Consider the following 23,914-nt stretch of genomic DNA (forward strand, 5'->3'; position numbering starts at 1 on the left):
CCCCCCCCCCCCCCCCCCCCCCCCCCCCCCCCCCCCCGCTTCCTGCGTTTCATGCGTCAAAAATTCGGGGCACAACCGCCGTTTTCTTATGTCACCCCGGCCTTGCGCGCCGGGGGTTTTTGTACAAAAATGGTCCGCTGTAAGGCATAAGGTTCGGCGTTCTGTCCTCTGTGCAGACCGCCCCGGCCGCTGTATAATGGCATGCGGAGGGGATGGACGTGAACACGACCAAACTGGATTACTCGGTGCCGGCTCTGGCCCGCATGAGCTGGCCCGTTTTCATCGAACTGCTGCTGCAGCTGCTGGTGGGCAACATGGACCAGGTGCAGCTCAGCCATTTCAACGACACTGCCGTGGCCGCCGTGGGCAACGCCAACACGGTCATCACCGTGGTGCAGCTGACCTTTACGGTGGTCAGCATGGCGGCCACCATTCTCATCACCCAGTACCGGGGCGCGGGCCAGACCGGGCAGGTGAACCGCATCTGCACCCTGTCCGTGTGCGTCAACGGGCTGCTGGCCGCGGTGCTGGCCGCGGGCATCACCCTGTTTGCAGGCCCGCTGCTGGGCCTGATGCAGGTGCCCGCCGAGCTGATGGACGAGGCCGCGGCCTATCTGCGCATCACCGCGCTGGCGCTGCCCTTTCAGGCGCTGATGCTCACCTTTTCCGCCTTTTTGCGGGCGGGTGCTCACATGAAGGTCATCATGTGCATCACCGGGCTGGTCAACGTGTGCAACATCGCGGGCAACGCGGTGCTCATCAACGGGCTGGGGCCTTTTCCCCGGCTGGGCGCGGCCGGCGCGGCGCTGTCGTCCAGCATTTTCCGGGCCGTGGGCCTGCTTTTGATGGCCTGGGCCTTCTTTCGGGCCGAGCCGGGCGTTCGGCTGTCCCGGCGGGACGTGTGGCCCGTGCCCGGCCATCTGCTGCGCCGGCTTCTGGCCATCGGCCTGCCCGCCGGCGGGGAAAGCCTGTCCTACAATCTGTCCCAGGCCAGCTGCCTGGTGTTCGTGAACCTGATGGGCACCTATGTGGTCACCACCCGCATGTACGCGGCCATGTTCGCCAACTGCATTTATATGCTGGTCATGGCCATCAGCCAGGCCGGTCAGGTGCTGGTGGGCTACCTGGTGGGCGCCCGGGACCTGGACGGCGCACACCGGTGCACCCTGCAGGTTCTGAAACTGTCCTGCCCCATCACCGTGGGGCTGGCGGTGGTCATGGCCCTGCTGGGCGGGCCGCTGTTCAGCCTGTTCACCTCGGACCCGCGCATTCTGGCGCTGGGCCGTCAGATCCTTTGGGTCGAGGTGCTGCTGGAGGTGGGCCGCTCGGTAAACATCGTCATGGTGCGGCACCTGCAGGCCGCGGGGGACGTGCGCTTCCCCGTGGTGCTGGGCATCGTGTGCCAGTGGGCCGTGGCGGTGGGCCTGGGCTGGCTGCTGGGCGTGCACCTGGGCATGGGGCTGGTGGGCCTGTGGCTGGCCTTCGCCGCGGACGAGAACATCCGGGCCGTGCTGCTGCTGGCCCGCTGGATGCGCGGCAAATGGCGCACCATGAAAACCATCTGAAACAAGCGGTCTTTCGGGAAAACCGGAAGACCGCTTTTTTTTGCCCGCAAAAAATTTTTTCGCAAACCCCTTGACAAAGAACGGAATTAGCTCTATAGTTAATTACACAAGTAATGGACCGCTTAACCAAGGAAAGGAGACGAGGGCTTGACCGGGAACTTCAACGACGCAACGTCCATTTACCTGCAAATTGCGGCGATGTTGGAGGACGACATCCTGCGGGGCGTGCTGCTGGAGCAGGAGCGGGTGCCCAGTACCAACGAACTGGCCCGGGCATACAGCATCAACCCCGCCACCGCGGCAAAAGGCATCAACCTTCTGGTCGAGGAAGGAATTTTGTACAAAAAACGGGGGATCGGCATGTTTGTGGCCCAGGGCGCTCATGACAAGATCATCGCAAAGCGGAAAGACGCATTTTATGAGACGTATGTCACCAGCCTGGTGCGGGAAGCACGGGCGCTGGGACTGACCAAAGAAGAGCTGAAGGCCATGATCGAACGGGCCCAGCAGTGAGGAGGAACAAAACATGGAACAGACATTACAGGCCAGCCATCTGGTCAAGCGATACGGCAAAAAAGAGGTGCTGCACGATGTGTCCCTGACCATCGAGCCGGGGGTCATCTACGGGCTCATCGGCCGCAACGGCGCGGGCAAGACCACGCTGCTCAGCATCCTCACGGCGCAGAACACCCACGACGCGGGCACCGTCACCTACGGGGGCCAGCCCGTGTGGGAAAACGAAAAGGCCCTGGCGGACCTGTGCTTTTCCCGCGAGCTCAGCGGCCAGATCTTGTTCGGGCAGAATACATACAAAGTAAAGGACTACCTGCTGGCGGCGTCCATGTACTATCCCCGGTGGGACAAAGCCTATGCCGACCAGCTGGTCCAGCGCTTCGGCCTGGACGTAAAAAAGAAGATCTGCAAGCTGTCCAAGGGCATGATGAGCATGGTCACCATTGTGCTGGCGCTGGCGTCCCGGGCGCCCATCACCATTCTGGACGAACCGGTGGCCGGGCTGGACGTGGTGGCCCGGGAAGACTTCTACAAAATTCTGCTGGACGACTACACCGAGACCGGCCGCACCTTTGTCATCTCCACCCACATCATTGAAGAGGCGGCCAACGTGTTTGAAAAGGTCATCATTCTCAACAACGGGCAGATCGCCGCTGTGGAAAACACCGAGGACTTTGTGGCGTCCTTCTCCTTTGTGTCCGGCCGGGAAGAGGACGTGGACGCGGTGACCGCGGGCCACGAGGTGCTGCACACCGAGCGCATGGGCCGCCAGAAGGGCGTGGCCGTGCGCGCGGCACGGGCCGTGATGGAGCGGGCCGCCGCGGGGCGGGACGTGGACATCAGCCCCGTCAGTCTGCAGAAAGCATTTGTCTATCTCACGGGCGAGGAGGCGCACCATGAAACTGCTTAAATTCAACCGCAACGCGCTGGCGCAGCTGTTCCTGCTTCTGGTGGGCTTTCAGGTCTTTTTCAGCGTGCTGAACATGCTGGGCGACCGTTCGCAGGAATACAAAGCCAGTTACATGACCGGCGTAGGCAGCCTGTATCTGCTGCTGTTCCCCCTCATCATGATGACCAGCTTCGCGAGCATCTCCGTGCACATCAGCCTCACCATGGGCGGGCTGCGCCGCGCCCTGGGCTGGCAGCTGGCGGCGCTGAACGTCATCTGCTGCGCGGTGGTGTGCGCTTCCCAGTGGGGCAGTATGTGGGTGCTGAGCCGGATGTTCGGCTCTGATTCTCCCGTGTTCTTGGCGGGCTTCCCCCGTCTGGCCATGCTGGCCAGCGCCGGCACGCTGGTGCTGGGCGGGCTGGGCCTGTGGATGGGCCTGTGCGCCCAGCGCTGGGGCGGCAAGGCACTGGCGCTGTGCGCCCTGGCCGAGCTGGTGGTCGCAGGCGGAGTCATCACCTGGTTCGTGATCAGCTTCCTGAAGGGCGGCGCGGCCGGTGACATTCTGGCGTGGCTGCTGGCGCCCCGGGCGTCGGCTGCGTCTCTGGCGGCGGTGGCCGCCGGGTGCGCTGCGGTGGCGGCGCTGCTGCATCTTGCTTCCAATTGTTTGCTGAAAAAGGCGGTGGTTCGGGTATGAAACTGCGTTACATTCGGGGCGAACTTCGCTATGTGTTCAACGACTGGCCCATCATCCTGGGCCTGCTGGCGGGGCTGTGGCTGCTGACCGAAGCGGCACCAACATCGGCATGCTGGTGTTTGGCACCGAAAAAACGGAATGGCAGTCCGCCTCCGGCGTGGTGGCTTTGTTCGGCGTGGCGCTGGCGGTGCTCCTGGTGGCCATCGTCCAGTATTCCAGCAACTTTGAACTGGCCGTCTCCATGGGCCGCACCCGCAAGGGCTATCTGGTGTCCGCCTTTGTGGCCAACCTGGCCTTTGCGCTGGTGTTTGCCCTGGCGGCCTATCCCCTGAGCTGGGTCAGCGAGCTGATGCGCCGGGTGCTGTTCCCGGCCATGCCCCTGGCCGGCTCCTCGGCGCTGGCCTCCAACTATGGGCTGACGGTGTTCCATCACATGGCCTGGGTCATCCCCATGGGTGCGCTGACCGCCGCCGTTCTGGGCATGGTCATGGGCGCGCTGTGCCAGCGCTGGGGCCAGTACGGTTTTCTGGTCATCTGGCTGGGCGGCATTGCGCTGAGCACGCTGCTGGGCAAGGTGGCAGAGTTGTACGCCGCCGGCAGAACCGGCGTGTTCACCCCCCTGCTGGACGCTGTGGCCGCTTTCTTTTCCGCGGTGCTGGCCTGGGGCACGGGCGGGGTCGTGGCGCTGTGGCTGGCCGTGCTGGCGCTGCTGTACCTCATCGGCTACATGGCGCTGCGCAAAGCGCCGGTCAAAGGCATTTGAGAGAGGAGTTTTTGGCATGACTTATAAACAAACGGTCTCCCGGTTGGGTGTGTGCTTTCTGTTTTTGATGCTGGTCACCCAGATCCTGCAGACCGCGGCCGCGCTGGCGGCCAACCTGCTGGCCCCCGGCCTGTACGAGACCGACTGGTTCATCTGGGTGCTCAGCTACGTGCCCCTGTACGGCATCGCCGTGCCCCTGTTTCTGCTGGTGGGCCGGGCGCTGCTGCCGGACAATGTCCCGGCCCCGGCGGCCGGGCCCAAAATGACGCCCGGCCGCTGGATTTCCACCGTGGTGCTGTGCCTGGGCGTCACCTATGCGTTCAACATTCTCTCCAGCATGCTGCTCACGGGCATCGGCATGCTCAAGGGCACCCCTGCCCAGAACCCGCTGGACACCCTGGTCTCCGCCTCGGGCCTTGTGTGGAACCTGCTGTTCGGCTGCGTGGTGGCCCCGGTGGGCGAGGAGCTGATCTTCCGCAAATGGATGTACGCCAAGCTGGGCCGCTTCGGCGACAAAGCCTATGTGCTGCTGGGCGGCGCGGTGTTCGGCCTGTTCCACGGCAATTTGTCCCAGATGTTCTACGCGGCGGTGCTGGGCAGCATTTTCTGCTGGATGTACCTGCGCACCGGCTCCCTTCTGGTGACCATCTCCCTGCACATGACCGTGAACGTCATCGGCATGGCCGTCATGCCCGCGCTGGCCATGAGCGAGGCCGGCACCATGGCGGCGGGCGTTCTGGTGATCGTGTTCCTCATCGCGGGCGGCGTGCTGGCGGTGCGCGGCTGGAACCGGCTGTACTGGACAGGCGTCGAAAACGCACCTGCCCGTCCGCTGGCGGCGCTGGCCACCCCGGGTATGCTGGGCTATCTGGTCATCTGTCTGGGAATGGTGTTCATCAGCCTGCTTTCCTGAATCGTGCAAAAAAGGGACCGCCCGCAGGCGGTCCCTTTTTTCATACCGGGGGCGGGTCCTGTACGGCAAACCGTTTTTGTGGTATAATGGCCGCAAAACAGCCATTCCGCTTCATGGTATCATAAAAAGGTTGAAAAAATAAAGGAGGATTCCTCGTTTTGAAATTTGTATCCTGGAATGTCAACGGGTTCCGCGCCGTGCTGGGCAAGGGCTTTGCGGAGACCTTCGCCGCGCTGGACGCGGACGTGTTCTGCCTGCAGGAGACCAAGATGCAGCCCGGTCAGGCCACGTTTTCTCCCGAGGGGTATCATCAGTACTGGTACTCCGCCGAGCGCAAGGGCTATTCCGGCACCGCCGTGTTCACAAAGCGCGAGCCGCTGAGCGTGCAGTACGGCATCGGCGTGGAAGCCCACAGCCACGAGGGCCGGGCCATCACCCTGGAGTTTGAGGACCTGTACCTGGTCAACGTGTACACCCCCAACAGCCAGGAGGGGCTGGCCCGCATCGATTACCGCATGCAGTGGGAGGACGATCTGCGCGCCTGGCTGCTGGCGCTGGACGCCAAAAAGCCCGTGGTCTACTGCGGCGATTTGAACGTGGCCCACAACGAGATCGACTTGAAAAACCCCGGCCCCAACCGGGGCAGCGCGGGCTTTTCCGACCAGGAGCGCGCCAAGATGACCCAGCTGCTGGACGCGGGCTTTGTGGACACTTTCCGCTTTCAGCACCCGGACGCCACGGGCGCCTACTCCTGGTGGAGCTACCGGTTCAACGCCCGCAAGAACAACGCGGGGTGGCGCATCGACTACTTCATCATCAGCAGCCGGCTGGCCGCCCGCCTGCAGGACGCGCGGATCTATCCCGACATTTTCGGTTCGGACCACTGCCCGGTGGGTCTGATTCTGGATGACAACGCATAAAGTAGGGGAGGATGTGCCAATGAAAAAATACGCGTTTGTGCTCATGGGCAATTACGACCCGGCCCGGGACAAAGCCGAGTTCACCCACGGCGAAAGCCTGACCCGCATCTGCACGGTGCGCAGCTTTGCCCAGGCCGAGCAGACCGTGGAAGCACTGTGGAAAGAGGGCTTCGGCGCGGTGGAAGTGTGCGGCGCCTTCGGGCCGGACCGTGCCCGCCGCCTGGCAGAGCTGACGCAGCATCAGGTGGCCATCGGCTACGTGACCCACGACCCGGCGCTGGACGGGCTGTTCAGCGCCTTTTTCGGAGATTGAGCAAGGGGTGTGAACAAATTTGTTTGTGGACATTTTGAAAACCATTTTTCTGGGCATTGTGGAGGGCATCACCGAATGGCTGCCGGTCTCCAGCACCGGCCACCTGATTTTGGCCGATGAGTTCATCCAGCTGGGCGTGACCGACGCCTTTAAAGAGATGTTTGACGTGGTCATCCAGCTGGGCGCCATTCTGGCGGTGGTGGTCATGTTCTGGCACAAGCTCTGGCCGTTTCAAAACGACCGCAGCGCCCAGGGCCTGGCCCGCTGGTGCCGGGAAGACGTGTGGCAGATGTGGTTCCACGTGCTGGTGGCCGTGCTTCCCAGCGTGGTCATCGGCCTGCCGCTGGACGACTGGCTCACCCAGCATTTCCACAACCCGCCGGTCATTGCTCTGATGTTGATTTTATACGGTGTGTTGTTTATTTGGATGGAAAATACAATCGGTAAACAACGTCCCCGGGTGCGGCGCATCGACCAGATCAACTACCGCATCGCGCTGTTCATCGGTGCGTTTCAGGTGCTCAGCCTGATCCCGGGCACCAGCCGTTCGGGCGCCACCATTCTGGGCGCCATGATCATCGGCTGTTCCCGCACCATCGCGGCCGAGTTCACGTTCTTCCTGGCGGTGCCCACCATGTTCGGCGCCAGCCTTTTGAAGATCGTCAAATTCCTGCTGGAGAGCGAAACGGGCTTTTCCGGGCAGGAGATCGTCATTCTGCTGGTGGGCATGGTCACGGCCTTTGTGGTGTCGCTGGCGTGCATCCGGTTCCTGATGAACTTTGTGAAAAAGCACGACTACAAGGTGTTCGGCTGGTACCGCATCGTACTGGGCGTGCTGGTGCTGGGCTACTTCTTCGGGCTGAAACCGCTGCTGGCGGGCTGATGAAAACAGAAAAAACCGCGCGCTTTCAAAAGCGCGCGGTTTTTTGTGCCGCGGGTTCTCACGCCTCGTACAGGCGGATGGCCATGACCGTGATGTCGTCGGGCCGGTCGCAGCAGTTGCGGGCGGCCCGGGCCACCGCGTCCGCCAGCGCCTGGGGCGTGTCGGCGCTGTGCATCACCAGCTGGCTGTTCATCCAGGCCATGCCCCCGGCCAGGGCGCCGTCGCTCACCAGCACCAGGCAGTCCCCGGCGTTCAGCACCAGCTCGCTTTCGGAACTGAGCACCTTTTTCAAAATGCCGATGGGCACGCTGGTCTGCCCGTGGACCGAGGTCTGGTTGCCGTGAATGAGGAAGCTGGGCACCGCCCCGGCCTTGAACAGCCGCGCCGCACCGGTGTACAGGTCAATGGTCACCGCGTCCAGAGTGGTGGCGGCCTCGTCGTCGCTTTTCAGCGCCAGCGCCACGTTCACCAGCCGGGCGGCCTCGGCCTGGCCGAACCCGGCCCCCAGCAGCTGCCCGGCCAGCCGCGCCGCCAGCACGCCGTCCACCGCCGCGGCCTTGCCCGTGCCCATGCCGTCGCACAGCACCGCGTGGGCCCGGCCCGGCACCCGTTCCAGCACCTGGGTGGCGTCCGCGGATACCTGGCCGTCCGCCGGCAGGCTGCACACGCCGAACCGGGCCGCAAAGCGGGGCCGTTCCTGAAACAGCAGCAGCGTGCTGCCCGGGTTCTGGGTGCACACCGCCCGGGCGAACCGCCGCCGGCACAGCTGCGAGACCTCCCGGGTCAGGGTGCACAGCTCGTTCTGGTCAAATTCAATGCGGGACAGCGTCACCGCCGCGTGCAGCCGGCCCTCGCTGTCGGCGGCCACACTCACGTCCAGCGGGGCCAGGCCCAGGTCCTCGAACAGCTGCTCCAGCCGCCGGGCTTTGCGCCGGTCGGGCAGCTCTTCCATCACCACCTGCCCGGCCAGATCTCCCAGCGCGCAGGCCATGGCGCCGTACTGCTCGCACAGCGCTGCCCGGGTGGCGGTGCTGCGGCTGTACTGCCCCCGTCGGGTGGCCAGGGCGATGGCCTCCCGGTTCAGCGCCGCCGCCAGCCGGGCGGGCGCCAGGCAGTAGGTGGACAGGGGCGAGGGGATGTCCGCCGCCGTCACGCCCTGTTCCGAGTTCACCAGCGGCTCCAGCTTGTTGAAGCAGTCGTAGGTGTCGGCGCTGCGGGTCACCCAGCAGTCGGTGTTCCGCTCGCAGTCGTGGCAGCACCGGTCCGCCACCCGGGCGCACAGGTCCGCATAGTGCTCCTGCCGGGGCGGCAGCTTTTCGCACACCTGCTGCACCGTGCGGCCCACCGCCTGCAGCGCCCCTGCAAAGGCCGTCAGCCGTCCCGCCAGCGTGGCGCAGGCCGCCCGGCTGGCCGTGCCCTCCACGCCCTGGGCAAAGGGCTCCAGCCAGGCCGCGGGCACCAGCGTGAACGCCAGCGCACCGGCGCACAGCTCCGCCATCAGCCGAAATCCCGCCTGGGCGTCCGGTGCGCACCACACCCCCAGAAAGCCCGCGGTGCAGAACGTCAGCGCCGTCAGACCCCGGCCCCGGGGTGCCAAAAGCCCCGCCGCCAGCCCGGCCGCCGCCAGCGCCAGCCCCGCGTGCAAAGCGCCGTCCGTGACGCACAGGGCCACCGCGGCCGTGGTGGCCGTCACCGCCGCGGCTCCCGGCCCGGCTTTCCAGGCCGCCGCCAGCGTCAGAAAGGCCCCCGCCGCGTGGGCCGGCGAAAACCCGAAGGGCTGCAGCGGCGCCAGACACACCAGCCCGCCCATCAGCGCAAAGTACACCGCGCACCGGGCCTCCGGGTCGCTTTGCTGCAGGATCCGCACCGGGTGGGCAAAAAACACCGTCAGAAAATAGCCCAGCCCCAAGATCAGCAGCGCTTCGGCCGCGCCCGCCAGAATGGCCGTCAGTCCGCCGCCCGCCGCCACGCCCAGCCCGGCGTGCAGCAGGCAGTAGCACACGCCCCCGGCACACAGGGGCGCCATGGGCAGGTCCCGGTACCGGGCCGCACCGCCCAGAAGCCGCAGCAGTACCACCGCCAGCACTGCCCCCAGATAGGCCGCCGCACCCGGCGCCGAAAGCCCCAGAATGTACCCCAGCGCCGCGCCCGTGCCCGCACATACCACATAGGACGGCGGCATGGCTGCCGCCACACACAGCCCCAGCGGCAAAAGCTGCCCGAACACCGGCGCACGCGCCGCACAGAAGGCCGTCAGCGCCGCCGCGCCCTGCCACACCACCGGCCAAATCCGCATCTCGCGCAGCACAGGCCGCAGTTTGGGCGCCTGTCGCGTTTTTACAGACATTTGTCTCACCTGTCTTTCCCGTTTTCCGGGGCGTTTTGCATGCCGCCCCCCGCATGGAATGTTTTTATTATATGGTAATAATTGGAAATTTTTTGTCTGTTTGTGGGACAAGCCTTCCCGCGTTGAATTTGGCGTGCGTGTGTGCTATACTGGCAATAAACATGCAGAAACCGAGGAGACAATATGGAACAGACAAAAAAACGCATTCTGTCGGGCATTCAGCCCACGGGCACCTTCACGCTGGGCAATTACGTGGGGGCCGTGCGCAACTGGGACGCGCTGCAGGATGATTACGAATGTGTGTATATGGTGGCCAACATGCACGCCATCACCGTGCGGCAAACCCCGGCGGATCTGCGGCGGCAGACCCGTGAGGCGGCGGCGCTGCTGCTGGCCTGCGGCATCGACCCGGCCAAAAGCGTGCTGTTTGTGCAAAGCCACGTGCCCGCCCATGCGGAGCTCAGCTGGGTGCTGGGGTGCAACTGCCCCTTCGGCGATCTGACCCGCATGCACCAGTTCAAGGAGAAAAGCGCCAAACACCCCGAGGACATCAACGCCGGCCTGTTCACCTATCCGGTGCTCATGGCCGCGGACATTCTGCTTTACAACGCGGACCTGGTGCCTGTGGGCGTGGACCAGAAGCAGCATCTGGAGCTGGCCCGCAACATCGCCCAGCGGTTCAACTTCGTGTACGGCGACACCTTTGTGGTGCCCGACGGCTACATCAACAAAACCGGCGCCAAGATCATGAGCCTGCAGGAGCCGGACAAAAAAATGAGCAAAAGCGACACCAACGTCAACAGCTTTGTGCTGATGCTGGATGACCCCGATACCATCGTGCGCAAGTTCAAGCGCGCGGTCACCGACTCGGACGGCTGCGTGCGCGCGGCCCAGGAAAAACCGGGCGTCACCAACCTGATGAGCATTTACAGCGTGTTCACCGGCAAGGACTTCGCCGCCATCGAGCACGAGTTTGAGGGCCGGGGCTACGGCGAATTCAAAATGGCCGTCGCCCAAAGCGTCATCGATGTGTTCGCGCCCATTCAGGCCGAGTACAAGCGCATCCTGGCCGACAAAACCTACCTGGACGGCGTGCTCACCCAGGGCGCGCAGCAGGCCACGGCCATGGCCGAGCGCACCCTGCGCAAGGTGTACAAGAAAGTGGGCTTTTTGCAGCTGTGAACAAAAGAGGAAAGGCTTGGCCTTTCCTTTTTTTTGCGTAAAATGTGAAATTTTTCGCCACTTTTTGCACATCTCCCAAAAAAATGCCCGCAGGGTCATGCATTTTCGTAAAATACCAAAAAATCTCTTTTATTCCATATATTGACAATTAATGGAATTTTTTGTATACTAAGACACAAGATATGACATTGCTGGCAACGGAGGATCAAGCTATGAAATCGACAGGAATCGTGCGTCCGGTGGACAATCTGGGACGTGTTGTGCTGCCCATCGAGCTGCGGCACAATCTGCACATCGACAAAAACGCGTCGCTGGAAATTTATGTGGACGGAGACAGCATCGTGCTGAAAAAGTATCAGCCGGCCTGCATCTTCTGCGGAAGCGCCGAAGATGTGGTCAACTATCAGGGCCGGAACATCTGCGGGGCCTGCCGTAAAATCATCGGCCAGCTGCCCTCGGCACAGGACGGCGAATAACAACAAAAAAACCGGCATGGCTTCGGCCATGCCGGTTTTGTTTTTTTATGCCGTCTGCTCGGCGAAATTGCCGGTGTACAGCTGGTAGTAGCGGCCCTTCTGGGCAATCAGCTCGTCGTGGGTGCCCCGCTCGATGATGCGGCCGTGCTCCAGCACCATGATGCAGTCGGCGTTGCGCACGGTGCTCAGCCGGTGGGCGATCACGAAGGTGGTGCGCCCGTACATCAGCGCGTCCATGCCGGCCTGTACCAGCGCCTCGGTGCGGGTGTCGATGGAAGAGGTGGCCTCGTCCAAAATCAGCACGGGCGGGTCGGCCACCGCGGCCCGGGCAATGGCCAGCAGCTGCCGCTGGCCCTGGGAAAGGTTGGCGCCGTCGCCGGTCAAAAGGGTGTTGTAGCCGTCGGGCAGGCGCTCAATGAAGTCGTGGGCGTTGGCCAGCTTGGCCGCGGCGATGCACTCTTCGTCCGTTGCGTCCAGGTTGCCGTAGCGGATGTTGTCCATCACCGTGCCGGTGAACAGGTGCGTGTCCTGCAGCACAATGCCCAGGGTGCGGCGCAGCGCCGGCTTTTTGATTTTGGTGATGTTGATGCCGTCGTAGCGGATCTTGCCGTCCTGAATGTCGTAAAACCGGTTGATCAGGTTGGTGATGGTGGTTTTGCCCGCGCCCGTGGAGCCCACGAAGGCGATTTTCTGGCCGGGCTTTGCATACAGTTTGATGTCGTGCAGCACGATCTTTTCGTCGGTGTAGCCGAAGTCCACGCCGTCAAATACAATGCCGCCTTCCAGCTTGGTGTAGGTGACGGTGCCGTCGGCCTTGTGGGGGTGTTTCCAGGCCCACACGCCGGTGCGCTCGTCGGTGGGCACCAGGCTGCCGTCGGCCTGCTCTTTGGCGTTGACCATCTCCACATAGCCTTCGTCCTGCTCGGGGGTCTGGTCCATCGTTTCAAACACGCGCTGGGCGCCCGCGGCAGCCATCACGATGGAGTTCATCTGCTGGCTGATCTGGGTGATGGGCTGGGTGAAGCTCTTGTTCAGGCTGACGAAGGCCACAATGGTGCCCACGGTCACGCCGCCCACGCCGTTCAGTGCCAGCAGCGCGCCGATCACCGCGCACAGCACATAGCTCAGGTTGCCGATGTTGGCGTTGATGGGCATGGTGATGTTGGCGTAGGCGTTGGCCTTGTCGGCGCTGTCCCGCAGCTTGTCGTTCAGCACCCGGAACCCGTCCCGGGCCTGCTGCTCGTGGCAGAACACCTTGACCACCTTCTGGCCGTCCAGCATCTCTTCAATGTAGCCGTCCACCGCGCCCAGGTCCCGCTGCTGCAAGCCGAAATACTTGCCCGAAAGGGCCGACAGCTTGCGCGTTACAAACAGCATCACACAGGCCATGGCCAGGGTGATCAGCGACAGAGGCACGTTCAGGATCAGCATGCTCACCAGGGTCACCACCAGGGTGGCGGCCGCATGAATGGTCTGGGGCACGCTCTGGCTCAGGAACTGGCGCAGGGCGTCCACGTCGTTGGTGTACACGGACATGATGTCGCCGTGGGCATGGGTGTCAAAATAGGAAATGGGCAGGGCCTCCATGCGGGTGAACAGCTGAATGCGCAGCCGCTTCATGGTTCCCTGGCTGACGCTGACCATGATGCGGTTGTAGGCGTAGGCCGCCACAATGCCCACCGCGTACAGGGCCGCCAGCTTGGTCAGCGCTGCGGCCAGAGGCGCGAAGTCCGGGTTTTCCACGCTCAGCATGGGCAGAATGTAATCGTCCACCAGAGACTGAATGAACACCGTGCCCCGCAGCGTGGCGATGGCCGCCAGCAGAATGCACGCCACCACCACGGCAAAGGCCGCCGCGTAGTTGTGCAGCATGTACCGGACCAGCCGGCCCAGGCTTTTCATGGACGCTGCTTCCAATCGTTTTTGTTTCATGGCATCACACCTCCTTGCCGGGCTGGTCGAAATCGCCGCCGCCCTTGCTCTGGGACTCGTAGATGTCCCGGTAAATTTCGTTGGTCTTCAAAAGTTCCTCGTGGGTGCCGAAGCCGTTTACCCGGCCGCCGTCCAGCACCAGAATGCGGTCCGCATGCTGCACGCTGGAAATGCGCTGGGCAATGATCAGCTTGGTGGTACCCGGAATGTACGTCTGGAACGCCTGCCGGATGGAGGCGTCCGTGGCGGTGTCCACGGCGCTGGTGGAATCGTCCAGAATCAGCACCTTGGGCTTTTTCAAAAGGGCGCGGGCAATGCACAGCCGCTGCTTCTGCCCGCCGGACACGTTGGTGCCGCCCCGCTCGATGAAGGTGTCGTAGCCGTCGGGCATCTGGCGGATGAACTCGTCCGCACAGGCGGCGCGGCACACCTCTTCGCATTGTTCACGGGTGGCGTTTTCATCGCCCCAGCGCAGGTTTTCCAAAATGGTACCCGAGAACAGCACGTTCTTCTGCAGCACCACGGCCACCTGGTTGCGCAACGCTTCCATGTCGTATTCCCGCACGTCGCGGCCGCCCACGCGCACGCTGCCCTCGCTGGCGTCGTACAGACGGCTGATCAGGTTCACAAGGCTGGTTTTGCCGCAGCCCGTGCCGCCGATGATGCCCACCGTCTCACCCGACCGGATGTGCACGTCGATGTCCGTCAGCACGTTTTTGCCGGTGCCGTGGCGGTAAGCGAAGGACACATGGTCAAAGTCGATGCTGCCGTCGGCCAGTTCCTTCACCGGCTCGGCAGGGTTGTGCAGTTCGGGTTTTTCGCTCAGCACCTGCTCAATGCGGCGCACACTGGCGGCACTCATGGTAATCATTACAAAAATCATGCTCAGCATCATCAGGCTCATCATGATGGACATGATGTAGCTCAGCATGGAGGTCAGCTGGCCGGTGGTCATGGTGCCGCCCACAATGAACTGGGCGCCCAGCCAGGCCACTGCCAGAATGCAGCTGTAGATCACCAGCATCATGGCCGGGTTGTTGAAGGCCAGCAGCCCTTCTGCCTTGACGAACAGCCGGTACAGGTTGTCGGCCGCGCGGGTGAATTTTTCGTTTTCGTAGCCTTCGCGCACATAGGCTTTCACCACGCGGATGGCGGATACGTTTTCCTGCACGCTGGCGTTCAGATCGTCGTATTTGGCGAACACAACGTCAAACAGCTTCAGCGTGGCCCGCACGATCAGCGCCAGCACCGCCGCCAGAAACACCATGCCCGCCACAAAGGCCCAGCTCAGCCGCGGGTTGATGAGGAAGGCCATCACCATGCTGCACACCAGCATCAGCGGCGCGCGCACGGCAATGCGCAAAATCATTTGAAAAGCGTTCTGCACGTTGGTCACGTCCGTGGTCATACGGGTCACCAGGCTGGCCGTGCCGAAGTGGTCAATGTTGGAAAAAGAAAATTCCTGCACATGGTCGTACAGGCTCTGGCGCAAATTGCACGCCAGCCCCGCCGAGGCCCGGGCCGCAAACCGGCCGGCCAGTGCGCCGAACAAAAGGCTCAGCGCCGCCATCACGATCATCAGTACGCCGTAGCGCAGCACGTTGTTGATGTTGCTTTTCTGCAGGCCCTCGTCGATGATCAGGGCGGTCACAAAGGGCAAAAGCACCTCCATGACCACCTCCAGCGCGGCGAAAAGCGGCGTGAGCAGCGTCTCTTTTTTATATTGTCGTATTTGACTGAGAACGGTTCCCATCCAAGTGTTCCTCCTTGTTCAAATTCTGAAGAATGCGCATCTGAAAGCAAAGCAGCGCTTCGATTTCCTGCGGTGAAAACCCGTCGAAAATCTGCGTTTCCGTTCGGGCGGCCAGCCGGTCCAGCGTCTGCTTCAGCTCCAGGGCCCGGTCTGTGGGTTCAATCAGTTTCTGGCGCTCATCCTCGGGTGCGGTGCGCAGGGTGAGAAAGCCCTTTTCCCGCAGCTTCTTCAAAAGTTCGCTCACCGCCGCCCGCGACAGCCCCAGGCCACGGTGCAGCTCGGTGGAGCACAGCCGCTGGTGAGGCCGCGTCAGAATGTACAGCAGCAGATGCCCCTGGGCCGCAGTCAGGTCCGTGCGCAGAAAAAAACGGCTGATGGAATGTTCCATCCCCGCGTGAATGCGCCGGAAATTGTTCACCGCCGTGCGCCGGTCATCCTGTTTCACAGCATGCCCTCCTTTCCGATGATTCGGTCCGAAATCATTCGGACCCTTATCATTTTATACCGCAAATTCACTTGAAAGTGAAATACAAATCTCTTATAATCTATAAAAAAGATGAATTGATATTCATAGAATGGGTGAGCGAAATGAACACCACGCAGCTGGAATGTTTTCTCGCTGTGGCGGAATATTTAAACTTCTCCAAAGCGGCCGAGGCCGTGCGCATCAGCCAGCCGGCGGTCAGCCACCAGATCTCCGCGCTGGAGGCGGAGCTGGGCGCGCAGCTGTTTGTGCGCACCAGCCGCAATGTGGAGCTGACGGCGGCGGGCGCCCAGTTCCTGCCCTCGGCGGACCGCATTCTGCACCTGGCCGGCGCGGCCCGGGCCCGGTTGCACCAGGCGGAACAGCAGATCAGCCTGCCGCTGCGCATCGGCTGTCACAATCAGATGGAGATGGACTTTCTGCCCCAGGCCCTGCGCCGCCTGCGGGCCGAATACCCGGATTTGCAGCCGGAGGTGCGGCTGATTCCCTTTGAATCGCTTTCCAACCTGCTGGAGGACGGAAACATTCATGTGATGCTGGGCTTTCGCTCACCGTCCCGCAAAAAAAGCGGCACGCTTTTTCAGGAGCTGGTGCGCTGCCCCATTGTGTGCGTGTGCGGGCATGACCACGCCCTGGCACAGCACACCAGCCTCACCCAGGACCAGCTGCAGGGGGAGATGGTGGTCTGCGCGCCCCACAAAGGCCCCGAGGCGGTGTTCCACGCCCAGGGCGATGTGCTGCACCGTCATTCCATGACCCGGGTGCTGTTCACCGACGGGTACGAAGGCACCGTCACGCTGCTGCGGGCGGGGTTCGGCTTTGCCCTCATGCCGGACATTCCCCGGGTGCGCCTGCCGGATCTGCGCTACATCCCCGTGGAGGGCATGGAGAGCCTTTCCTTCGGCGCCCATTACAAAACCTTGCGGGGCAACGCGCCCCTGAAGCGTTTTTTGTCCATTTTACAAACCTGTGTGAAGGAGGATGCAACATGACCGAACAGGACAGGCAGCTGCGGGCGCTGCGCCATACGCCCCAATACGACCCGGAGTGCAGCTTTTTGTGGAAAACCTGCGTGCCGGACGCAGGCCAGTCGACGGTTCTGCAGGCGGAGCTTCTGCGCCGCATTGAAAAGCTGCGCTGGGAGGCGCAGGAAAACGGGAACCGGAACTGGGACGAGCAGTTTGACTTCTTCTGCGACTTTGTACAGGTGTGCCTGTGCCGCCTGCCCTATTACAGCGAAGAGGAAAAGCAGCTGTACACCCGCATCCTGGCGCACTTTCAGGACTGCGGGCGCTATGCCGCCACCTGGTACGACAACGACTGCCCGCTGGACGGGTGGGACGTGGAGCGCGTGGCCTGTGTGGAGGACGATTTGTACGACGTGCTCACCGACGCGGTGGGCCGCTTTCAAAAGCTGCACCCCGAGCCCGTTCCCTTCGAGCCGGATCCGGACCTGTACCGGTGAGGGGGCGTATGCCCCCTTGACCCGGGGTGGAAAAGCGGGTATACTGAGCCCATAGGTTAGTTACAACTAACCAAAGAAGGAGGTTCGACCATGAAAGACTACGAGGCGCTGAGCCGGGCGCATTTCAACCGGCAGGCGGCGCAGTACGACCGCAACACATCGGTGTATTATTCCGGCCCGGCCAAGCTCAGCTGCCAGGACGCGGCGGCCTTCCTGCGGGACAAACCCTACCGGCGGCTGCTGGACGTGGGGTGCGGCACCGGGCATCTGCTGCAGCTGCTGGCCCGGCAGCGCCCGGCGGAGTACGCAGGGCTGGACCTGGCCGAAAACATGGTGGCCGTGGCCCGGGCCAAGAACATTCCGGGTGCGTCGTTTGTGCAGGGCACGGCGGACCGGCTGCCTTGGGAGGACGGCTTTTTTGACGTGGTGTGCTGCATCCAGAGTTTTCATCACTATCCCTATCCGGACAAAGCCATGGCCGAGGCGCTGCGGGTACTGCGGCCGGGCGGGCTGTATCTTCTGTCGGACACGGGGGTGGGCGGCCCGGCCGCCTGGCTGGACAACCACCTGTTGTTCCGGCTGATGAACAGCGGCGACTGCCACACCGAAAGCCGCCGTGCCGTGGCCCGGCGCATGGAGAAAAACGGGTTCCGGGTGGAGGGTCACTGGAAGATCAAGGGCTTTGTGTACACCGTGGCGGGCCGCAAACCGTAACAAAAGAGGACCTCCGAAGGGAGGTCCTCTTTTTGTGTTTCAAAGAAAAAAGCAGCGCCGGGGGCAGTCGGCGCTGCTTTTAAGAAGGGGGCGGGGGGCAACCGCCCTCTGTCAGGAGGAAAGCAAAGGAAGCAGTACTTCAAATTCCGCGCCCCAGCCCGGGTGGGGCGGCTGCACCAGGCAGATGGAACCGCCGTGGGCCTCTACGATCTTGCGGCTGATGGCCAGCCCCAGCCCGGAGCCCTGCCGGGTGGTGCGGGCCTCATCCCCCACTACAAAGGGGTCGAAGATCCGCTCGGTCAGGTCCAGGGGAATGCCGGTGCCGCTGTCCGCGATCAGCAGCCGGGCCTGGCCCTCCCGCAGGGACAGGGAAAACAGCATCCGGGTGCCGGCGGGGTTGTGCTTCAGCGCGTTGCCCACCAGATTTTCCAGCACCCGCACAAAGGCGGTCTTGTCCAGCGCGCAGCGCAGCGGCTCCTCGGGAATGTCGATCTGGGGCACAAAGCCGGCCAGTTCCAGTTCGCTGTACTTGTCGGCCAGATATTCCCGCAGCACTTCGCACAGGTCCATGGGCTCTGTGTGCAGGGTGAACTGAGGGTGCTCCAGCTTGCTGTATTCGTGAAACGATTCGATCAGGTCCGTCAGGCGGTTGGCCTTCTGCTGGATGATGTCCAGATAGTCGGGCACCTTTTCCGGCGGCACCAGCCCGTCCCGCACGGCCTTTGCGTAACCCTGGATCACGGTGATGGGCGTTTTCAGATCGTGGGAGATGTCCGCCAGCAGCTTCTGGCGGTTCTGCTCCAGCGCAATGCGCTGCAATTCGCTCTCCTGCAGGCGGCTGGCCAGACGGTTGAATGCCTGGCAGATCTCCTCAAATTCCCGCGGCCCCCGGTACTGGATGGGGTGGTACGACCGCTGGTGCGCCAGCGCCGAAAGCCCGTGGCTCAGCTTGTTCAGGGGGCGGCTCACCCGGCGGCTCAGCCATTGAGTCATGCCCACCAGCACCACTGCGTACACCAGCAGAAACAGCACCAGTGTGCGCAGCCAGATGTTGCCCAGCGTCCCGCCCAAAGGCAGGGACTCCGCTTCATACAGGATCAGCCAGCGGCTTTCTCCGTCCTCGCCGGTAAAGGGGTGCTTCCAGATCAGATAGTCTTCCGGCAGGGTCTGGGTCAGGTAGCCGTAGGCCCGTCCGTCCAGCGCACCGCCCGAATACCCCGGGATGGAGCCGTAGGCGATGGTCCCGTCCGGCCGCAGGATCAGCGGCTCCTGGGACAGCAGGTAGTCGTTGGCGGACATGGCGTCGCTGGCCACCAGGGTCATCTCGCCCTGGGCGCTCTCCCAGCGGCTCACCGAGCGGTACACCCCCTGCTGGTGAAGGGGCACACAGGCCAGCTCGTCGGGGGTGAAATCGCCGCCGCCCTCCCGCTGGGTGTACAGCACCCGGCCATTTGAATCGGTCACCTGAATGTATCCGCCCTCGCCCAGCACCTTGTCCACCGGGAACCGGTCGTACCGGCCCTGGCGCAGCAGGGTGTCGTACTCAGCCAGGTCCCGCTGGGACACAAGGGTGATGGCGCTGGCGCTGTCGTGCATGGCCCAGCCAAGCAGCAGGGCTCCCGCGGCCAGAAGCAGCAGGCTGAACGCGGCGAAATAGCGCAGCAGTGTATGAAAATATCCGGAACGTTTACTCCACAGCTTCAATTTTGTATCCCAACCCTCTCACGGTAATAATGAAGCGCGGGCGGCGCGGATCGTCCTCGATCTTGTCCCGCAGCTTGGAGATGTGCACCATCATGGTGTTTTCGTCGCTTTCAAAGCAGGCACCGCTGACGGCCTCGTACAGTTGTACCTTGGTGAAAATACGCCCGGGGGCGCTCATCAGACAGGCCAGGATCTTGTACTCGGTGGGCGTCAGGGCAATGGACACACCGTTTTTGGTCACGCACAAAGCGCCCGGGTCCAGCCGCAGCGGGCCCACCACTGCGGGGGCCGGCGCCGGGCTTTGGTTCAGTTCGTAAAACCGGCGCAGGTTGGCCTTCACCCGCGCAATGATCTCCAGCGGGTTGAAGGGTTTGGTCAGGTAATCGTCCGCGCCCAGCTCCAGCCCCAGGATCTTGTCGCTGTCCGCGTTTTTTGCCGACAGGATCAAAATGGGCATGCTGCTGATGGCCCGCAGGCTGCGGGTCAGCTCGTACCCGTTCATGCGGGGCATCATGATGTCCAGCACCGCCAGGTCCACAGGGTGGGTGCGGGCCAGCTCCAGAGCGGCGGCGCCGTCGGGCGCGCACAGCACCTTGTAACCGCTGCTCTCCAGATACAGCCGCATCAGATTGGTGATGTCCTGATCGTCCTCGGCAACCAGAATGGTGTATGCCATGAAAAACCACCTCGCAGAAAAAATAGGGGGGAACGCACCTTCATTGTACACGATGCGCCCGCCCCATGAAAAGGCCTATTCGTAGCGCAGCGCCTCAATGGGGTCCAAAAGAGCCGCCCGCCGGGCCGGATAATACCCGAAGAACACGCCGATGGCCATGGAAAAGGCCACCGCCACCACCGCCGCCGGCACCGAAGGCCGCACCGGATAGTTCATCACCACGGCTCCGGCGCTGCCCACGGCCACGCCCAGCACCACGCCGATCAGCCCGCCGATGAGACAGATGATGACCGCCTCCACAATGAACTGCAGCAGGATCACCCGGCTTTTGGCGCCCAGCGCCATGCGCACGCCGATCTCCCGGGTGCGCTCGGTGACGGATACCATCATAATGTTCATCACGCCGATGCCGCCCACCAGCAGACTGATGGCCGCAATGGCGCTGATGCCCAGCTTCATGTTCTGCATCACCTTGTCCATGGACTTGACCGCCTCTTCCAGGCTGGACACCGACACGGTGAAATAGGGGTTGCGGGCGTAATAGCTGCCAAAGTAGGCCCGGGTGCGCTCCATGAAGGGCTTGCTTTCCACGCCGTCTTTGGTCTGCAGGGTCAGGGTCTGGTAGCCGGGGGTGCGCTGCAGCAGGCGCACGCCGCTGTCCACGGGCATATATACCTCGGTGGAGGTGGGTTTGCTTCGTCCCTCCTGCTTGTGCTGGTAGACGCCCACAATGTACAGCCGCAGGGGAATGCCGTTCACATCCGTGCGGAAGCTTTTTCCCAGTGCGTCGGCGGGCTTGGCCCGGCTGCCGAAATACTGGGTCACGAAGCGGTCGCTGACCACGGCCACGGCCCGGCCGTCCGCGCCGTCCCGGTCGGTGAGGAACCGCCCGGCCAGCAGCTGCAGCTTGGCCTGTACCGCCTGGTCGGGCGATACGCCCAGCAGCTGCCCTTCGGCCTTGAAGCGGCCGTTGGTGGCGGTGATGCTGCCCAGCTCTTCCCGAACCACCAGCGCCTTCAGCTGGTCGGCGAATTTTTCCCGGTAATCCTCCAGCATTTCCCCCGTCAGAAGGTCCGAGGGTTCCGGGCTGCGGTATTCAAAGTTCTCAAACAAAGCGTCCTGTTCGCCGGCGTCCAGTTCGTCAAAATTTACATTGGCAAAGGGGTCGTCTTTCTGGGTCACGCTCACGGTCACGTCCCGGGCGCCCAGACTGGCCATCTCCTGTTCCACAGACCCGGACAGGGAGTCGCCCACCGTGATGATGGCGATCACCGCCCCGATGCCGATGATGATGCCCAGCATGGTCAGCAGGGCCCGCAGTTTGTTGGCCCGCAGGCTGCCCAGCGCCAGGCGCACGTTTTCAGAAAGCGGCATGGCTGGTTCCCTCCTTGCGCTGATCTGCCAGAATGCGCCCGTCCCGCAGGGTGATCACCCGGGGGCATTCGTCGGCCAGTTCCCGGCTGTGGGTGATGAGCACAATGGTCTTTCCCTGCCGGTGCAGATCGTGAAAAATGTCCATCACGTGGCGGCTGGTCTGGGAGTCCAGCGCGCCGGTGGGCTCGTCCGCCAGCAGAATGGCCGGGTCGTTCACCAGGCTGCGGGCGATGGCCACCCGCTGCTTCTGCCCGCCGGACAGTTCGCTGGGCTGGTGAAAGCGGCGCTGCTCCATGCCCACCCGGCGCAGCAGCTGGGTGGCCCGTGCCTCCCGGTCGCGGGCGGGCACCCCGGCATACAGCATGGGCAGCTCCACATTGCGCTGGGCCGTGGTGCGGGCGATCAGGTTGAAATTCTGAAACACGAACCCGATCTTCCGATTGCGCACCTCGCTCATCTGGTCCCGCCCGGCGGTGCGCACGTCCGTGCCGTCCAGCACATAGGTGCCTTGGGTGGGCTTGTCCAGCACGCCGATGATGTTCATCAGCGTGGATTTGCCGCTGCCGCTTTCGCCCACAATGGCCACGAACTCCCCGGGCCACACCGTCAGGTCAATGCCGTGCAAAATCTCCAGTTCGTTCTCCTTGCCCACGTTGTAGGTTTTGACGATGCCCCGCATCTCGATCAGCGGCTTCATGGCGTGCCACCGCCTTCTGCGTCGGGCAGGGTGCTGGCGTCCGCCAGCACTTCCATGCCGTCGGTCAGCTGCGCGCCGCTGATCTCCACCGCGTAGTCGTTTTTCATGCCCGTCTGCACCCGCACCGGGGCAAAGCGGCCGTCCGGCTGGCGCACCTGGATCACGTCCATGCCGTCGCCGTCGGGCTGCACCGCGTCCAGCGGCACCGTGTACACGTCTTTTTTCTGGTTCAGAATGATCTCCGCCTTGGCCTTGGCCCCGATGAAAATGTTCTCCGGGTCCTGAATGGCAATGTCCGCCGAAAAGCCCGCCGAAGCATTGCCGCCCTCGCCGGAAGACCCGGCAGTGGGGGAGATGCGGGATACCTTGCCCCGCAGCGCCGTGGGCGAGGCGTCGCTGGTGATGGAGGCGGCCAGCCCCACCTGCACTTTCTGAATGGCGTATTCCGGGATGGTCACCGACACGATCAGATCGTCCGTGGCCTGGATCACCGCCACATCGCCTTTGCAGATGCTGCCCACGTTCACCTTCAGCTCCGTCACCTTGCCGTCGGTCTCCGCCCGCAGCACGGTGCTCTCCAGGCTTTTCTTCAAATCGGCCAGAGCCGCGTCGGCCACGCCGCGCTTTTCCTGCTTTTCAGCCTGCTGCAGGTCTGCGATGGCGCTGTTCACCGTCTGGTCGCAGGCGTTCAGGGCCTGGGTGCGGGCGGCAGCCGCCTGCTCCAAAGCGCTCTGGGCCTCCACCTGCCGGGCCGACGCCTCGTCGTAGGTCTGCCGGGCGCGCTCCAGCTCGCCGGCGTAGCGCTCAAACTCGTACAAAGCGCGGGCGTCGGCCAAAGCGGTGTCCGCCTGCCGCGCCTGCTCTTCCGCGGCCTGGTAGGCGGCATAGGCGTCGCCCTCGGCTGCACCGCCCGCGGCGATCCAGCTGTCATAGGCGGTCTGCCGGGCGGCGTTGGCCGCAGCGGCCGCGCTCTCGGCCGGGGCCACGGCCTTCATCATGGTGTCGTAATGGGTGCGTGCGTCGTTGTAGGCGGGCAGGGCGGCCTGGGTGGCTGCCGCGGCCTTGTCCCGCTGGGCGGTGGCCTCGTTCACGCGCACGTCCTGGGTCTGGCGCTCGGTGTCCCGGGCGCGTTTGGCGGCGGACAGCGCGTCGGCGGCCTTGGTCACCGCGTCCTTCAGCTGCTGCTTTTCGCCGCTCAGTTCCTTTTCCTTGTCCTGAATGGCCCGGCGGATGTCCGTGTCGTCCAGCGTGCAGATCACGTCGCCTTTTTTCACCACGTCGCCCACCTTCACGTTCACGGCCACCACCTTGCTGGTCAGGGATGTGGTCACCGAGGAAACCCGGGCGCTCTGCACCAGACCCGACACGTTCACCGACTCGGTCAGTTCGCCCTTGGTCAGGGTCACGGTGCGGGCATAATTCAAATCGTCGCCTGCATCGCCGCCTTTGCGGTGCAGCAGGGCAAAGGCGCCGCCGCCCGCCGCCAGCACCACGGCCAGCGCCAGTACGGCTGCGGTCAGGCGCTTGTGCCGCGCCAGAACAGGCAAAATCGTTTTTTTCATCACAGCTCTTCCTTTCTTTCGGCTCTGGGTTCAGCATAACACGCCTACCTTTACGCCGCCTTTACGTCCGCCTTAAGATTTGTAAAGGTTTGAAA

23 protein-coding genes are annotated in these 23,914 nt (G+C 63.3%); 14 read left to right on the forward strand and 9 right to left on the reverse strand.

The features are described 5' to 3' along the window. Window positions 1-218: 218 nt before the first annotated feature. The 9 genes from WMO24_RS08135 (at window position 219) to WMO24_RS08175 (ending at window position 7,453) form a co-directional block, all read left to right on the forward strand. Window positions 219-1,565 (forward strand): MATE family efflux transporter, encoded by a 1,347-nt coding sequence (locus tag WMO24_RS08135; RefSeq protein WP_349215930.1) that lies wholly within the window; start codon window positions 219-221, stop codon window positions 1,563-1,565. A 147-nt stretch (window positions 1,566-1,712) separates the two neighbouring features. Beyond that, entirely contained in the window at window positions 1,713-2,078 is a 366-nt protein-coding gene (locus WMO24_RS08140; protein WP_349215931.1) for a GntR family transcriptional regulator, read from the forward strand. Between the two features lie 13 nt (window positions 2,079-2,091). Further along, complete coding sequence (locus tag WMO24_RS08145) at window positions 2,092-2,988, forward strand: ABC transporter ATP-binding protein (RefSeq protein ID WP_349215932.1); 897 nt, start codon at window positions 2,092-2,094, stop codon at window positions 2,986-2,988. Then, window positions 2,975-3,661: a hypothetical protein gene (locus tag WMO24_RS08150; protein ID WP_349215934.1), complete on the forward strand. Its 687-nt coding sequence runs from the start codon at window positions 2,975-2,977 to the stop codon at window positions 3,659-3,661. Before WMO24_RS08145 ends, WMO24_RS08150 begins: the two co-directional genes overlap by 14 nt. 76 nt (window positions 3,662-3,737) lie before the next feature. After that, window positions 3,738-4,424, forward strand: coding sequence for a hypothetical protein (locus WMO24_RS08155; RefSeq protein ID WP_349215936.1), 687 nt, complete (start codon window positions 3,738-3,740; stop codon window positions 4,422-4,424). Window positions 4,425-4,440: 16 nt separating this feature from the next. Beyond that, window positions 4,441-5,337, forward strand: coding sequence for a CPBP family intramembrane glutamic endopeptidase (locus WMO24_RS08160; RefSeq protein WP_349215937.1), 897 nt, complete (start codon window positions 4,441-4,443; stop codon window positions 5,335-5,337). Between the two features lie 158 nt (window positions 5,338-5,495). After that, complete coding sequence (locus WMO24_RS08165) at window positions 5,496-6,257, forward strand: exodeoxyribonuclease III (protein WP_349215939.1); 762 nt, start codon at window positions 5,496-5,498, stop codon at window positions 6,255-6,257. Between the two features lie 19 nt (window positions 6,258-6,276). Continuing rightward, on the forward strand, window positions 6,277-6,570 hold the full coding sequence (locus WMO24_RS08170) for a DUF6506 family protein (protein WP_349215940.1): 294 nt from the start codon (window positions 6,277-6,279) through the stop codon (window positions 6,568-6,570). A 19-nt stretch (window positions 6,571-6,589) separates the two neighbouring features. Continuing rightward, a complete protein-coding gene (locus WMO24_RS08175; protein WP_349215941.1) occupies window positions 6,590-7,453 on the forward strand; it encodes an undecaprenyl-diphosphate phosphatase in 864 nt (287 codons plus the stop codon). Window positions 7,454-7,511: 58 nt separating this feature from the next. Here WMO24_RS08175 and WMO24_RS08180 read toward each other — a convergent pair whose 3' ends face one another. Continuing rightward, window positions 7,512-9,800 carry a SpoIIE family protein phosphatase gene (locus tag WMO24_RS08180; protein ID WP_349215943.1) on the reverse strand — a complete coding sequence of 763 codons (2,289 nt, stop codon included), beginning with the start codon at window positions 9,798-9,800 and terminating at the stop codon, window positions 7,512-7,514. Window positions 9,801-9,983: 183 nt separating this feature from the next. Between WMO24_RS08180 and trpS the strand changes: the two genes are divergently transcribed. Both trpS and WMO24_RS08190 read left to right on the forward strand, forming a co-directional pair. Then, window positions 9,984-10,982, forward strand: a complete 999-nt coding sequence (gene trpS / locus WMO24_RS08185; RefSeq protein ID WP_349215945.1) for a tryptophan--tRNA ligase — start codon at window positions 9,984-9,986, stop codon at window positions 10,980-10,982. A gap of 212 nt (window positions 10,983-11,194) precedes the next feature. After that, on the forward strand, window positions 11,195-11,458 hold the full coding sequence (locus WMO24_RS08190; RefSeq protein ID WP_349215946.1) for an AbrB/MazE/SpoVT family DNA-binding domain-containing protein: 264 nt from the start codon (window positions 11,195-11,197) through the stop codon (window positions 11,456-11,458). Between the two features lie 45 nt (window positions 11,459-11,503). On the opposite strand, the gene WMO24_RS08195 is transcribed toward WMO24_RS08190, so the two are convergent. Genes WMO24_RS08195 through WMO24_RS08205 form a run of 3 tightly spaced genes read right to left on the reverse strand, consistent with a single transcriptional unit; the run spans window position 11,504 to window position 15,588 of the window. Continuing rightward, a complete protein-coding gene (locus WMO24_RS08195) occupies window positions 11,504-13,390 on the reverse strand; it encodes an ABC transporter ATP-binding protein (protein WP_349215947.1) in 1,887 nt (628 codons plus the stop codon). A gap of 4 nt (window positions 13,391-13,394) precedes the next feature. Beyond that, window positions 13,395-15,143, reverse strand: coding sequence for an ABC transporter ATP-binding protein (locus WMO24_RS08200; RefSeq protein ID WP_349215949.1), 1,749 nt, complete (start codon window positions 15,141-15,143; stop codon window positions 13,395-13,397). Further along, window positions 15,109-15,588 carry a MarR family winged helix-turn-helix transcriptional regulator gene (locus WMO24_RS08205; protein WP_349215951.1) on the reverse strand — a complete coding sequence of 160 codons (480 nt, stop codon included), beginning with the start codon at window positions 15,586-15,588 and terminating at the stop codon, window positions 15,109-15,111. Before WMO24_RS08205 ends, WMO24_RS08200 begins: the two co-directional genes overlap by 35 nt. Window positions 15,589-15,731: 143 nt before the next feature. On the opposite strand from WMO24_RS08205, the gene WMO24_RS08210 reads away from it, so the two are divergent. The 3 genes from WMO24_RS08210 (at window position 15,732) to WMO24_RS08220 (ending at window position 17,806) form a co-directional block, all read left to right on the forward strand. Next, a complete protein-coding gene (locus WMO24_RS08210) occupies window positions 15,732-16,619 on the forward strand; it encodes a LysR family transcriptional regulator (RefSeq protein ID WP_349215999.1) in 888 nt (295 codons plus the stop codon). Continuing rightward, a complete protein-coding gene (locus tag WMO24_RS08215; protein ID WP_349215952.1) occupies window positions 16,616-17,092 on the forward strand; it encodes a hypothetical protein in 477 nt (158 codons plus the stop codon). The genes WMO24_RS08210 and WMO24_RS08215 overlap by 4 nt, the downstream gene beginning before the upstream one ends. Window positions 17,093-17,182: 90 nt before the next feature. Further along, a complete protein-coding gene (locus tag WMO24_RS08220) occupies window positions 17,183-17,806 on the forward strand; it encodes a class I SAM-dependent methyltransferase (RefSeq protein ID WP_349215953.1) in 624 nt (207 codons plus the stop codon). 111 nt (window positions 17,807-17,917) lie between these two features. On the opposite strand, the gene WMO24_RS08225 is transcribed toward WMO24_RS08220, so the two are convergent. From WMO24_RS08225 to WMO24_RS08245, 5 genes are all read right to left on the reverse strand, one after another. After that, window positions 17,918-19,510, reverse strand: coding sequence for a HAMP domain-containing sensor histidine kinase (locus tag WMO24_RS08225; protein WP_349215954.1), 1,593 nt, complete (start codon window positions 19,508-19,510; stop codon window positions 17,918-17,920). Next, window positions 19,494-20,186, reverse strand: a complete 693-nt coding sequence (locus WMO24_RS08230) for a response regulator transcription factor (RefSeq protein WP_349215955.1) — start codon at window positions 20,184-20,186, stop codon at window positions 19,494-19,496. The genes WMO24_RS08225 and WMO24_RS08230 overlap by 17 nt, the downstream gene beginning before the upstream one ends. Before the next feature lie 75 nt (window positions 20,187-20,261). Beyond that, on the reverse strand, window positions 20,262-21,560 hold the full coding sequence (locus tag WMO24_RS08235; protein ID WP_349215957.1) for an ABC transporter permease: 1,299 nt from the start codon (window positions 21,558-21,560) through the stop codon (window positions 20,262-20,264). Continuing rightward, window positions 21,547-22,257, reverse strand: coding sequence for an ABC transporter ATP-binding protein (locus WMO24_RS08240; protein WP_349215958.1), 711 nt, complete (start codon window positions 22,255-22,257; stop codon window positions 21,547-21,549). The genes WMO24_RS08235 and WMO24_RS08240 overlap by 14 nt, the downstream gene beginning before the upstream one ends. Continuing rightward, a complete protein-coding gene (locus tag WMO24_RS08245) occupies window positions 22,254-23,819 on the reverse strand; it encodes an HlyD family efflux transporter periplasmic adaptor subunit (RefSeq protein ID WP_349215960.1) in 1,566 nt (521 codons plus the stop codon). Before WMO24_RS08245 ends, WMO24_RS08240 begins: the two co-directional genes overlap by 4 nt. Window positions 23,820-23,914 lie beyond the last annotated feature (95 nt).

This window comes from Ruthenibacterium intestinale (genome assembly GCF_040096265.1).
Classification (GTDB): Bacteria; Bacillota; Clostridia; order Oscillospirales; family Ruminococcaceae; genus Ruthenibacterium; species Ruthenibacterium komagatae.